This window comes from Lactiplantibacillus sp. 7.2.4, from assembly GCF_018991185.1.
Lineage (GTDB): Bacteria > Bacillota > Bacilli > Lactobacillales > Lactobacillaceae > Lactiplantibacillus > Lactiplantibacillus pentosus.
In genome coordinates, this window is record NZ_JAGYGS010000007.1 from 98,070 (window position 1) to 111,089 (window position 13,020).

A 13,020-nucleotide genomic window follows, 5' to 3' on the forward strand; every position below is an offset into this window, starting at 1 on the left:
GTGAAAATAATGAGTAACTATGTGATTGGCATTGACCAAAGTACACAGGGGACTAAGGCGTTATTATTTGATGATTTGGGGAACATTGTTTATAAGCAGTCACGAAGTCATGCGCAATTGATTAATAAGGATGGCTGGGTCAGTCATGATCTGGACGAAATCTATCAAAACGTGATTCTGCTGATGAATGATCTCGTTCAACATGCGGGTGTCCCATTGCAGGAAATCGTTGGCGTGGGGCTGTCGGTTCAACGGGAAACAGCCGCGGCTTGGGCAAAGGACACTGGTAAATCGCTAACTAAAGCAATTGTCTGGCAGGATGATCGCGCTGTCGATATCGTAGAACAGCTGCAGCAGGATGGTTTAGCCGAAGAAGTTAAAGCTAAGACGGGGCTAACCTTATCGCCTTATTTCACGGCGGCCAAGCTATCTTGGATGCTGTCAAACGTGCCGGCAGTCAAATCCGCTGCACAACAGCATAACTTGTGCATGGGAACGATGGATAGTTGGTTGTTATACCGCTTGACCCATGGCAAACAGTTCAAGACGGAACCGTCAAATGCGTCGCGGACGCAGTTACTAGATATTCACAGTGTCCAGTGGGATCAGCAGTTGTGTGACGCATTTGGCGTCCCGATTGACACATTGGCATCGATTGAACAGTCGAATGCGCTGTTTGGTGAGACGGATTTCGATGGCATTTTTCCGAAACCATTACCGATCCACTGCATGTTAGGCGACTCTCAGGCGGCCTTGTATGGTCAAGGCTGTGAATCCGTGGGGGACGTGAAAGCCACGATTGGTACGGGTTCATCAGTCATGATGAATATTGGTGATCAACCCGTGCAATCTAACGACGTTGTGACCTCGATTGGCTGGAAAATAAATGGGCGGATGACCTACGTTGCAGAAGGCAATATTAATTACGTCGGTGCCGTCATTCGTTGGCTGGTACACGACTTGAAGCTGATTGATTCGGCTAATCAAGCTGAATCATTGGCACGCCAAGCAGTCCCAGAGGATCAAACTTGTTTAGTACCCGCATTTTCGGGACTTGGGGCACCATACTGGGATTCAAGAGCTAAGGCGACGTTAACCGGGATGACGCGTACCACAGGGCGACCGGAAGTTGTCAGAGCTGCGCTGAATTCGATCGCGTTTCAAATCAATGATATTCTGACAGCGATTGATGAGAAACTCGGCATCAAGACGCAAATTCTGAAAGTGGACGGCGGCGTTACGGCTAATGGCTATTTAATGCAATTTCAAAGTGATATGTCAGATGTGATCGTCGACGTCCCGGATATTGAAGAATTGAGTGCGTTTGGGGTTGCTTACTGCGCCGGGCGCGCGTTAACGGTTTATGGCAACTTAAAACTTAATACAGTCCTGCGCTATCATGAATATCATCGTTCGATGGATTCGACCAGAAGACAGGCTATATTAACTCAATGGCGACAAGCGATTGCGCAAGTTTGTCAGGTGCGGAATGTTGAGGCAACGGTATGAGTGTTTTGAAGTCAGTGATTTCACTGGGTGCACCCGTCTTAATGCCAATTATTTTTTTCGTCATCGGCCTACTATTTCGCGTTAAGATTGGCAAGGCTTTTGAAGCCGCGTTATTAGTCGGCGTCGGTTTTACCGGGTTAAACATGGTGATCGACTTGCTGCTTGATAATTTAGGACCGGCAACCAGTGCAATGGTAAAGCGATTTGGCGTTCACCTGACCGTGTTGGATACCGGTTGGGCGAATGTGCCACAGATTGGTTGGAGCTCAGCGCTCATGCCCTTAGCCGTGTTTGTATTCCTACTATTAAATATCTTATTGTTCGTAGTCAAATTCACCAAAACGATGGACATTGATATTTTTAATTATTGGATTTTCTTAGTCGTTGGGACGGTCATGTATGTTGCTTCAGGTAGCTTTGTCATTGCTTTCGTGATTATGCTGCTACTATTCGTGCTGATGTTAAAAGTCGCGGATTGGACTGGGCCAACGATTCAGAAGCAGTTCAATATGGCGGGGCTCTCATTTCCACATCTCAGCAACAGCCCTTGGATTCTCTTGGCGTTGCTGGTTAATTGGGTCGTTGACCGGATTCCAGGTCTAAATAAGGTCAAATTAAGTTCAGCCCAAATTAACAAACGGTTTGGTGTTTTGGGAGAACCATTAGTTATTGGCTTTATTTTAGGCGTCTTGATTGGTGTACTAGCCGGATTTTCAGCCCCCAAAGTCATGGATTTGGCGGTTAAAGTCAGTGCCTCCATGTTGTTGTTGCCTAAAATGGTGGATATTTTGATGGAAGGCCTGAAGATTATTCGTGATGCGGTTGAAAAGATGCTGAAGGCCAAATATCCGGATAGGGAAATCTTCATTGGGATGGATGTTGCTCTGATGGCTGGTGATCCATCAGTCATGGCGACTGGACTGATTCTCATTCCGATTACGCTATTGTTGGCCGTTGTTCTACCCGGCAACCGTGTTTTACCGATGGTGGACTTGTCGTCAATTATTTTCATTTTGCCAATGATGGCCGCTTATCTCAAGAAGGATTTGTTGCGGATGGTTATTGCCGGAACGATTATGATGGCGTTGATTTTGTACATCGGGACCGACGTCGCTTCGTTTTACACCGCGGCAGCGCATATGACCGGAGCAACGGTACCCGCCGGAACGTCCGAAATTATTAGTATGAATTCGGCGGTGACGAATCCGTTGGGCTGGCTCGCAATTAAGTTATCACAATTATTAGGACATGTTTTTTGATAACTGGCGAACGATTAATGTTGCTGCAGTTAATTAGTTAGGAGAAATTGAAATGCTTGAGTTATTACAAAAGAAGAATCCCACCTATCATATTTATCAGGTCACTGATCCGGAATTCGACCAGTATGCTAAAATTATCACGTTTGCGGATACAGATGCGGCGCTGGCAGCTTTGAAGGCGACCCCAATGCCGAAGCAAGATAACGAGTATGTTGCCTCGGATAAAACCCTTGAACAGTTAGCTTTAAGTACGACGATTCAAAACAAACTATTCGGTGGCTTACTAATTCAGGTTGGTTATTGCAATGGGCATACAAGTAAAATGAATTGTTTAGAATGGCATCAGACACCGGAACTCAACTGGTTCACCAATGACGTTGTACTGTTTTTCGGCGATGTCCGAGAAATGAGCAACAATCAGTATCAGACCTCTGATGCGAAAGCCTTCTTGATTCCTGCGAATACCATGATTTTGTTATATGGGACAACACTACACTATGCGCCATGTCAGGTGACTGCCCAGGGTTATCGGTGTTTGGTTGCGCTGATCAAAGGTGTTAATTCGATGCTAAATGATGATGCAAATCAGGCTCAATCAGCCTTGTTGGCCACTGATAAGTGGTTGATTGCCCATGCTGAAAGTCACGAGGCCAATGAAGGTGCCGTGGTTGGTCTGTTGGGAACCAATTATGAAGTGAAGATTTAGTCTGTCGAGGTGAGTGGCCAATAGTGACTAGGCCAATGTGTGCCGGTCGCTCAATTAGGTGTCTCGCGCACTTCGATTTATTCACAATATATTTCAAATTGATAGAACAAGATTTTGCTGAGCTGACTTCCAGCTTGCAAAATCTTTTTTTTAGGAGAAAATCAACTATTTTGTAAACAACTGGGAAGTTAGCAGCTGAACGACACATTTAATCAGTGATTTGCTATGGTAAATAGTTGTGATTGACGCCCTAAATCAACTATAGTAAGGGTAACTTGGTTGAAACGAGATGATCTGAATGGATTTTAAAATTAAACGCGATGGGCTGGCGTTACAAGCTCGGCTAGAGAAACCGGCAGTTGCCAGCCAGACGCTGGTCATCTTGATGCACGGTTTTACGGCTGATATGGGCTATGACTCGAGTCGAATCGTGCCACAACTCGCGCAAAGTTTGTTGGCGGCTGGATTAGCGGTATTGCGTTTCGACTTCAATGGCCATGGTCGCAGTGACGGCCGTTTTCAAGATATGACCGTGCCCGGTGAAGTCGCGGATGCTAAAGCCGTGTTGGATTACGCACAGACGTTGAACTATCAGCGTTTAGTCGTGATTGGCCATTCGCAGGGCGGAGTGGTAGCTAGCATGTTAGCCGGCTATTATCCAGACTTAATTGATCACCTCATCTTGATGGCGCCGGCAGCGACGTTAAAGACGGATGCCCAAAAAGGTGTGCTACAAGGGACGACTTATGATCCGCACCACATTCCGGCGGTGTTGCCGATTCGTGATGGCTTTAAGGTTGGCGGATTCTATCTCCGGACGGCACAAACGCTGCCGATCTACGAAGTCGCTCAGCAGTATACGGGACCAGTTGATTTGATTCATGGGACCAAGGATGCAGTCGTTTCACCACAGGCTTCTGAAAAATATCACGCGGTTTATCAACAGAGTCAGCTTCATCGATTACCTGACGCCGACCACGGTTTCACGGGCGCCGCGCGCGAGCCAGCCATCCGATTGGCAGTTGCCGCAGCACAATCTGACCAGTAGTCGTGATAAAACACGGTTAACATAGCCTTTTAAATCATGACTGATTGCGCGTTATTTTTGAACACTGAAGGTAATGACTAGTCTCAACAGTTGGTTATTAGCCCGAAGTTTAGGTTTAACCAAAATTACCTTAATTTTTGGCCTCAAGACGACTATACTGAAGGTGGTTAGTTTTCTGAAAGAAAGGTGTGCATGATGAAAAGCGAAGCACAAGGTATCATTCAAGATTTGTATCAGGAATTGGCACCAACCGCGGTCAACGAAGGGATTCGCGCGGAACTCTGCAAAGCACACCAGCAGTTGCAAGCGACACCTGAGTTAGATGAAAGTTTGCTCAAAAAGTTGACGAATTATATCACTTATACGATCTTCACCCAGCAACTGCGGCTGACACCAACGCAGAATTTGTTAGTGAGTGAATTGTTGTCACTAAGTCATCGCTTGAGCGCCTAGGGATGGTTCATTGGGCGTTGAATTGCATGTGAAAGGGCACTAAGGACAATCGGCTGAAAGGGTGGTTCAATGACTCGTGGACGTGCAATGTTCAAAGCGTTAGTGACGGCTAGTTGGCTGATTGCCGCGGTACTAGCTGTCTACCAAGGCGGTCGTCAGTTGGGTCGGCGTTGGTTTAAATGAAACACTAATTGGTTTTAATATTTTCACAATGATAATGGTAAGCAAAGAGCCGCATAACGGTAATTCACACAGATGGATTGTCGTTATGCGGTTTTTGAGTATTGAAGTACTAATGGTCTCGCGGGACAATCAGCAGATAAGCGTGGCCGACACAGCTGGTGACCCCAGCAAAGCCCAATCCAATCTCCATTTTACAAACTAAATCCCTACCCAACAAACTCCACCACTGACTGTATTATTCACGAATGGAATAATACAAGTGCTGAATCCGAATTGAACCCGCTTACGTCTGGCATTATGATGGTCTTGTAAATTTTAAAGGAGATGAATTGAAATGGCAGAACAACCATGGGATTTACGCCGGGTACTTGATGAGATCAAAGATGATCCCAAGAACTATCATGAAACCGACGTTGAAGTAGATCCAAATGCGGAACTTTCTGGTGTTTATCGGTATATTGGTGCTGGTGGGACCGTTGAACGGCCAACACAAGAAGGTCCAGCAATGATGTTCAACAACGTGAAGGGTTTTCCTGACACGCGTGTCTTGACTGGTTTAATGGCTAGCCGTCGTCGGGTTGGTAAGATGTTCCATCATGATTACCAAACGTTAGGTCAATATCTTAACGATGCAGTTTCAAATCCAGTTGCACCGGAAACGGTCGCTGAAAAGGATGCACCGGCTCACGAAGTCATTTACAAGTCAACTGATGAAGGCTTTGATATTCGGAAGTTAGTTGCAGCGCCAACTAATACGCCACAAGATGCTGGTCCATATATCACGGTCGGTGTTGTCTTCGGTTCAAGCATGGACAAGTCCAAGAGTGACGTTACGATTCACCGGATGGTTCTTGAAGACAAGGACAAGCTCGGAATCTACATCATGCCTGGTGGCCGTCATATCGGTGCCTTTGCCGAAGAATATGAAAAGGCCAATAAACCAATGCCAATCACGATCAACATTGGTTTGGATCCTGCCATTACCATTGGTGCCACCTTTGAACCACCTACCACCCCATTTGGTTACAACGAATTAGGGGTTGCTGGTGCCATTCGGAATCAAGCCGTTCAATTAGTCGATGGGGTTACCGTTGATGAAAAGGCGATTGCACGTTCTGAATACACGTTGGAAGGCTACATCATGCCTAACGAACGGATTCAAGAAGACATCAACACTCATACGGGTAAAGCGATGCCTGAATTCCCAGGTTACGATGGTGATGCTAACCCAGCCTTACAAGTCATCAAGGTGACGGCGGTAACGCATCGGGAAAATGCCATCATGCAAAGTGTTATCGGACCATCCGAAGAACATGTCAGCATGGCTGGTATTCCAACCGAAGCAAGTATCTTACAGTTAGTTAACCGCGCCATTCCTGGCAAAGTGACTAACGTTTACAATCCGCCAGCTGGTGGTGGTAAGTTGATGACCATCATGCAGATTCATAAGGATAATGAAGCGGATGAAGGGATTCAACGGCAAGCAGCCTTATTGGCGTTCTCAGCGTTCAAGGAATTGAAGACGGTCATCTTAGTTGATGAAGACGTTGATATTTTCGATATGAACGATGTTATTTGGACCATGAATACGCGTTTCCAAGCTGACCAAGACTTAATGGTCTTATCTGGCATGCGGAACCATCCATTGGATCCATCAGAACGGCCACAATACGATCCAAAATCGATTCGTTTCCGTGGGATGAGTTCGAAGTTGGTTATTGATGGCACTGTGCCATACGATATGAAAGACCAATTTGAACGGGCTCAATTCATGAAGGTCGATGACTGGGAAAAGTATTTGAAATAAACCTTAATACTTGCTACGACTAGTTATGCCGTCAATAACGAATCGCATAAGTTAACTTTAATAACGTGAGGAGCCGCCAGACCACGGAAGCGTCCTGGTCGGGTGGCTTTTTACTGTCAAAATGAAGGGAGCATTTAACTCGTGAACAAGAAAACGATTGGCTTTTTAAGCGGGATCGCTGTGTTTGCTATTATCTACTTCCTACCGATTGCCGGCTTATCTGCTAAGGGCCAAATGGACTTGGCACTTAGTCTGATGACCGTTGTGTGGTGGGCGACCCAGATTGCTCAACCAGCATATGTCGGTGGGATTTACCTGATGTTACTGATTATTATGAACGTTGCGACACCTAAGCAAGTCTTCTCGTCGGCGTGGACCGGTTCGATCATGTGGTTCGTGATTGGGGCTTACTTGATTGCCGGTGCCGTTAACGAATCTGGTTTGGACCAACGAATCGCATACGCGTTTATTATTAAATTTGTGCGCAGTTGGAAGGGAATCGTGATTTCCATTTTCGCGTTGACCTTCATCTTAGCGCTCTTGATTCCACATCCATGGCCACGTGCATTCATGATCATGTCGGTCATTACGGTGGTTGCCGAAACGGCTAACATGCCAAAACGGGATTTAGCCAAACTAGGACTGGCCGTCTTTGCGGCTTCCTGTCCACTGTCTGGGGTCTTCTATACTGGTGATACGTCTTTGAACCCACTAGCTGTTCAAGCTTCTGGTCAAAGTGTCAACTTTGTCTCTTACTTCGTCTACATGGGTGTCCCAATGATCATTGCGGCCGTCTTGACGATGTTCTTGTTCCTATTCTTGTTCAAGCCTAGTCAAGAAGTTCACATTGATGTTGAAGCTTTGAAGCAACAACAATCTCAACTCGGCGCCATGACTGGTAAAGAAATCCGGACGATCGTTTGGTTGGTTATTGCGATTGCGCTATAGTTAACCAGTGGGATCACTGGCCTAGATGTTGGTTGGTTGACCTTGATTGTCGCCTTAATGATGAGTCTACCGGTTATTGGTGGTATTTTGACCGCCAAGTCATGGGAAGGTGTTCCCGTCAATGTGCTGGTCTTCTTGACCTCAGCCATTGCGATTGGGAATGTCGGTGGCGTGACCGGGATGAACAACTGGATTGCCAAAACGTTGATTCCAAGCAACTTACCAACGAACATCTACTTGTTAGCAATCGTGATTACGGTCTTCGCCATGATTATCCACATGTTCATGGGTTCCGTTATCGCGGTTATGGGGATTACGATCCCTGCGTTTGTGGCAGCGACTGCTCACATGGGAATTTCACCATTGGCAGTTTCACTGTTGGTCTTCTCAGTTACCAACTTGCATTACATCTTACCGTTCCACAACTTAGCCGTCTTAGTCGGTAGCGACCCCGATACCGGTGGTGGCTATACGCAAAAAGACGTCATGCGGTTGGGGATTCCGTTGACTGCTGTGGTCTTCGTCGTCGCCATCGTTGAAATGTTCTGGTTCCACTTAGTTGGTTTGGCATAAGCCACGGTTTAGCACCAAAATTGAGAATTGAATTGATTAAAAAACGCTTTTCAGATTTGGGCCAATTGTGGTCAGCTGAAAAGCGTTTTTTGTGTTGATTAATGTTTCATTGTTGGTTGTGGCTTGATACCATGGGCGGTTACCGTCAAGTAATCGATTAAATCAGTCAGTAGTTGATTACCTGAGCGTTGTGGATAGACGAAGTTCAGTTGACTAATCAGTGGGACGGCGAGTGAACGCATGACGACGTGTTCAGTCATGAATGGTAGCACGGACTGCTTGAAGAGAAAGGTCACGTTGCTATCGTCCAGCATGCCTAGCAGTGTTTCAATATGCGTACTTTCAAAGAAGAAGTTTGGCGTCAACCCTTGGCGGCCAAACAGGTCATTGATGGGCTCATAAACGCCAGAGCCAGGTGGAAGCGTCGCAATTTTCTGCTTGGCGAGGTCTTGAAGGCGAATGACCGCCCGATTAGCGAGGGGATGATCCCGAGATAAAATGATTTTTAACTCGTCGGTCAGCAGTGGTTGCTTTTGAAAATCAGTCGGCTGCAGCTGATGGGTCTGTGTGTCCCGAATGATGGCGGCTTGTAATTCGCCGGCCAATAGCCGTTTCACGACTTGGTCGCCCTCATCTTCAATGATCTTGATTTCAACGTCGGCGTGCTGATTATCAAAAGCGGCAATCTTTTTGGCAATGTTATATTGACCCGAGACCGGAATGGATCCAATCACCAGGTTTTTAGAAATTGTCGGTCGATTGGGGGCGAGGTCGTGCATCATGTTTTCGTAATCGCGGATGATTTTGTGGGCGTGATGATAAAACGTCTCACCAGCGGGCGTAATTTGGAGGCGGCGCTTATTATGCGTGTCGATTAATTGGAGGTTAAGTTCGTTTTCCAAGGCGCGCATCCGTTTGGAGAGCTCTGATTGCGAGAGATGCAGTTCTACGGCGGCGTTCGAAATGTGGCGTAAATCGTACACCATCACAAATGCTTGCAGGTCATTAATGGTCATGTCAGTCACACTTTCCTTAAGTTAGCTTCTATTTTAACACCGATGTGGAGTGCGGCCTAATTATGTGACAGTTATAATCTGCGATAAATTTGGCAAGCAAGTTACGGTGATTGAAATATGAGTTAATTTTTTTCACGATAATGGGTTTCTGATGGCATGATAGCGGCTATTGACGTTTGTGGCTGTGAATTATTGAGACTAGTGTGCATAACCGTGGTGTGACAAGCTCGATCAAAAGCCGCTTTCATGAAAAAGTATAAATATTTTCAACTGAGCCGCTGGTTTTGAACAGTGGTTGCGGATTGAGAAAACGCCGTGATCTCTGGATTACTTGTATTTAAATTTTCTTCAGGCACAATGAAAATAGACCTGTAAGGGGATGCCTGAAATTGATTCAGGTGTTGGTCAATACTTTTAAAGGATGGGTTTTCGTATGACAAAGGCATTAAAAGTTGCAATGGGAATGACGATGTTAACTGGAGGTTTGATGGCTCAAGGAGTCGCTGCCAGTGCGGCCATCACGACCAAACCAGTTGTTTATACTGCTAAAAGCACGCAGACACCGGATTCAATCGCTGCTCAAGTCGACCGCCATTCAGCGGTCCAAGCTGCACAAGCGCGGGTAGACGTAGCCGATCAAACATATACGAACGCTAAGCAAGCCTTGACCGCTGCCAAGAGCGCTGCTCAAGCAGTTCAAGATGAGCTTGTGGCTGCTGATGGGGTGTTGGCAAAGAATCAACAGATTCAAGATGCAATGGCCGCGTTGCATGACACCGCAGTTGCACGTCAGACGAAGGCCAAGCAAGCCGTTAACACTGCCACGGCTAACCAGGCAACGGCTCAAACGGCTGTTACAACTGCCCAGGCAACTGTGGATCAATTAACAGCGAACGTTAAAACCGCCCAAATGGCAGTTGACAAGGATAATAGTGCCGCCAACCAAGCTGCTTTGGACGCTGCGAAGGGTAAGTTAACGACGGCTCAGACTGCATTGACGGCGGCACAAGCCAAGTTAACTAAAGCGACAACTGCTTTAACGGCAGCTAAAGAAGAACGCGCTAACGCCGATATTGAAGTCAGCGGGACTGCGGTTGATTATCGCGTGGCTAAGAAGGAACATGATACGGTTAAACCTCGGGCCGCTGTCGAAAAAGCAGAAGCGACAGTTAAAGCGGCACGCAACCACGTCGATTCAGCCAAAGCGGAAGTGAGAGCTGCAGAAAAAGAGCGGACGGCGGCCCAAAGTGACTTAACGGCATTACTGAACGAGGCTAAACAGCCCGCCCGCCCTGATGATGGTAAAGGTGGACAAACACCGGCGAAGCCAACAACGGACCATGGTAATGACAAGGGTGGACAAGCACCAATCGACCACTCAACTGGGCATGGCAACAACTCGAATGGACAAACACCGGCCAACCCAACAGGTCACCATAATAACCACACAGATGGACCAGTTGGCGGCGTACCCCAACCAACTGTGACGCATTCAACGGATCAACCACAAGTTAAAGGAACGGCTAATCCACATGTAAAGTCGGCCTTAAGAACGACGACTAGTCCAGTTGTGACGAAGCCAGTCGCAACGCATCCGATTGCAACACACCCAATGAGTACAGCTAAGACCACAACTAAGACTGCAACTTTGCCACAAACTGATGAACGTACCAATCAAGTTGTAACGGTATTAGGGTTTGTATTGTTAACGGCGATGAGTTTATTTGGTTTTAAACGGCAAAGCAACAAACGTCACACGACTGATTAATGAAATAAGTGGGCACGGTCAAGTGTGACTGAGCGACAATTAGAATGATGTTAGCAAGCGCCAATATCATTCACTAGAATTAGAATTTAGCGAAGGGTTCTTTCGAAATTTTGATGCTTTCGAAAGGGCTTTTTCGTGCTTTCGAATGCCTATTTTTGATTAATAAAAAAACGCTAAGAACGCCGGTTTTTCGGCCGGAATTGCTTGCTTGAAGGCTGGTACTGGACTACTATGAACATGGTTTTAGAAAGCCACAAATATTTACCAAATGAGGAGTTGAGTTTGTGATGATGATGACTGGAATGATGGTTCTATTTGTATTGTTAGTTGGCTTAGTTTTAAGTGGGATTTTCTTCCGATACATGGATACAACGGCCGGTATCTCATTCAGCTCACTGAGGTTGGCTGATTTGCGGATGGAACTCTTGAACGTGGTACTTATCATCGGACTACTGGTGTGGGCACTATTTTTGATTCACTAGATAAGGTTTAGCTATTTTTTCAAAAGTCCGGCTGCGGCCGGGCTTTTATTTTGCCGTCAGAATGGCGAATGCGGCACCAAAATACTTGCACTTAGGGGCCGAACATCGCTATTATGAAGAGGTGATTATTTTTAGAAGGGAATGAAGTCACTATGACGCAATCGGCATATGGGCAACAGATTGCCACTAAGGCGCGCGCCGCTAACCGGCCGTTCTTCAGTCTTGCACCGATGGAGGCCGTGACGGGGTCCGTCTTTCGCCGAGTGGTGATGCGTGCGGCGGCACCAGATGTTTTTTATACCGAATTCACGAATGCGCTGAGCATCACTCACCCCAAAGCCAAATTTACGACACGTGGACGCTTATACGTGGACGAATCTGAAAATCCACGGCCAATCGTCCAGCTATGGGGGAATAATGGTGTTGATTTCTCAAAAGCAGCGGCTGAAGTTAAAAACCAGGGGTACCAAGCAATTGATTTAAACATGGGCTGTCCAGACATGGCGGTCATTAAGAACCATAGTGGTAGCGATTTGATTCGCCACTTTGACCGAGCCAAAGAAGTCATTGAAGGTGCCCGCCAGGCCGGTCTACCAGTCAGTGTCAAGACGCGACTAGGCTTTGAAGATGTCAGTGAATACGAGACCTGGATTCCATTTTTACTTAAACAACAAGTGCCCGTCCTGACCGTCCATGTGCGGACTAAGAAGGAAATGAGTAAGGTGCCCGCGCATTATGAGCTGATTGACCAACTGGTTCAGATGCGTGACACTCTGGCCCCAGAAACGCTCCTACAAATTAACGGCGATGTGCTCAATTATCAAGATGGCTTGAAGTTGGCCCAAGCACATACGGGCGTGGATGGCATCATGATTGGCCGCGGAATTTTTCAAAATCCATACGCATTCGAAGCAGTACCACAGGCGCACTCAACGCGTGAAATGCTTGAACTACTGCGGTATCAGGTGGATTTATACGACCAATTTATCGGCCTCGGGTTACAGGGACACTTCGCACCGCTCCAACGTTTCTTTAAGATTTACGTGCGGGGCATGCGCCACGCAGCTGAACTGCGCAACGAATTAATGCAAACGAAGACGACCGATGACGTTCGCGCGATTATTGACCGTTTGGAAGCTGAATTACCGGCTGAATAGCCTAGATCTAGTGAATAATCGTTGGTGTGACATCACAATCAACAGTTGGCTGTTTTCGACAGTCACCACTAAAAAACGTCTCAAAGAATGTTTTTCTTTGAGGCGTTTTTT

Annotated in this window: 10 protein-coding genes and 1 pseudogene; 10 read left to right on the forward strand and 1 reads right to left on the reverse strand. The window is 46.6% G+C overall.

Features of this window, described 5'->3' with window-relative positions:
* Window positions 1-9: 9 nt before the first annotated feature.
* The 7 genes and pseudogenes from glpK to KGF70_RS04140 all read left to right on the forward strand — a co-directional run bounded on the left by glpK (window position 10) and on the right by KGF70_RS04140 (window position 8,486).
* The gene (gene glpK / locus KGF70_RS04110; RefSeq protein WP_216767626.1) at window positions 10-1,509 is read left to right on the forward strand and encodes a glycerol kinase; all 1,500 of its coding nucleotides are present in this window, start codon (window positions 10-12) and stop codon (window positions 1,507-1,509) included.
* Window positions 1,506-2,768: a PTS galactitol transporter subunit IIC gene (locus KGF70_RS04115; protein WP_216767625.1), complete on the forward strand. Its 1,263-nt coding sequence runs from the start codon at window positions 1,506-1,508 to the stop codon at window positions 2,766-2,768. The genes glpK and KGF70_RS04115 overlap by 4 nt, the downstream gene beginning before the upstream one ends.
* 52 nt (window positions 2,769-2,820) lie before the next feature.
* Window positions 2,821-3,474: a DUF4867 family protein gene (locus KGF70_RS04120; RefSeq protein ID WP_216767624.1), complete on the forward strand. Its 654-nt coding sequence runs from the start codon at window positions 2,821-2,823 to the stop codon at window positions 3,472-3,474.
* A gap of 298 nt (window positions 3,475-3,772) precedes the next feature.
* Window positions 3,773-4,522 (forward strand): alpha/beta hydrolase, encoded by a 750-nt coding sequence (locus tag KGF70_RS04125; RefSeq protein WP_216767623.1) that lies wholly within the window; start codon window positions 3,773-3,775, stop codon window positions 4,520-4,522.
* 192 nt (window positions 4,523-4,714) lie between these two features.
* Entirely contained in the window at window positions 4,715-4,975 is a 261-nt protein-coding gene (locus tag KGF70_RS04130) for a bacteriocin immunity protein (RefSeq protein ID WP_225083501.1), read from the forward strand.
* A 517-nt stretch (window positions 4,976-5,492) separates the two neighbouring features.
* On the forward strand, window positions 5,493-6,965 hold the full coding sequence (locus KGF70_RS04135; RefSeq protein WP_003639625.1) for a UbiD family decarboxylase: 1,473 nt from the start codon (window positions 5,493-5,495) through the stop codon (window positions 6,963-6,965).
* A 141-nt stretch (window positions 6,966-7,106) separates the two neighbouring features.
* Window positions 7,107-8,486: pseudogene (locus KGF70_RS04140) on the forward strand (SLC13 family permease).
* 98 nt (window positions 8,487-8,584) lie between these two features.
* Here KGF70_RS04140 and KGF70_RS04145 read toward each other — a convergent pair.
* A complete protein-coding gene (locus KGF70_RS04145) occupies window positions 8,585-9,502 on the reverse strand; it encodes a LysR family transcriptional regulator (protein WP_216767622.1) in 918 nt (305 codons plus the stop codon).
* Window positions 9,503-9,935: 433 nt separating this feature from the next.
* Between KGF70_RS04145 and KGF70_RS04150 the strand changes: the two genes are divergently transcribed.
* The 3 genes from KGF70_RS04150 to KGF70_RS04160 all read left to right on the forward strand — a co-directional run bounded on the left by KGF70_RS04150 (window position 9,936) and on the right by KGF70_RS04160 (window position 12,909).
* Window positions 9,936-11,270: an LPXTG cell wall anchor domain-containing protein gene (locus KGF70_RS04150; protein ID WP_216767621.1), complete on the forward strand. Its 1,335-nt coding sequence runs from the start codon at window positions 9,936-9,938 to the stop codon at window positions 11,268-11,270.
* Window positions 11,271-11,557: 287 nt separating this feature from the next.
* A complete protein-coding gene (locus tag KGF70_RS04155; protein WP_216767620.1) occupies window positions 11,558-11,752 on the forward strand; it encodes a hypothetical protein in 195 nt (64 codons plus the stop codon).
* A 152-nt stretch (window positions 11,753-11,904) separates the two neighbouring features.
* Window positions 11,905-12,909 carry a tRNA-dihydrouridine synthase gene (locus tag KGF70_RS04160; RefSeq protein WP_216767619.1) on the forward strand — a complete coding sequence of 335 codons (1,005 nt, stop codon included), beginning with the start codon at window positions 11,905-11,907 and terminating at the stop codon, window positions 12,907-12,909.
* The last annotated feature ends 111 nt before the right edge of the window (window positions 12,910-13,020 follow it).

Coding starts and splice junctions, on each gene's coding strand:
- glpK (WP_216767626.1), top strand. CDS start 10: ATGAGTAACTATGTGATTGGCATTGACCAAAGTACACAGGGGACTAAG.
- KGF70_RS04145 (WP_216767622.1), bottom strand. CDS start 9,502: ATGACCATTAATGACCTGCAAGCATTTGTGATGGTGTACGATTTACGC.
- KGF70_RS04125 (WP_216767623.1), top strand. CDS start 3,773: ATGGATTTTAAAATTAAACGCGATGGGCTGGCGTTACAAGCTCGGCTA.
- KGF70_RS04135 (WP_003639625.1), top strand. CDS start 5,493: ATGGCAGAACAACCATGGGATTTACGCCGGGTACTTGATGAGATCAAA.
- KGF70_RS04155 (WP_216767620.1), top strand. CDS start 11,558: ATGATGATGACTGGAATGATGGTTCTATTTGTATTGTTAGTTGGCTTA.
- KGF70_RS04160 (WP_216767619.1), top strand. CDS start 11,905: ATGACGCAATCGGCATATGGGCAACAGATTGCCACTAAGGCGCGCGCC.
- KGF70_RS04115 (WP_216767625.1), top strand. CDS start 1,506: ATGAGTGTTTTGAAGTCAGTGATTTCACTGGGTGCACCCGTCTTAATG.
- KGF70_RS04150 (WP_216767621.1), top strand. CDS start 9,936: ATGACAAAGGCATTAAAAGTTGCAATGGGAATGACGATGTTAACTGGA.
- KGF70_RS04120 (WP_216767624.1), top strand. CDS start 2,821: ATGCTTGAGTTATTACAAAAGAAGAATCCCACCTATCATATTTATCAG.
- KGF70_RS04130 (WP_225083501.1), top strand. CDS start 4,715: ATGATGAAAAGCGAAGCACAAGGTATCATTCAAGATTTGTATCAGGAA.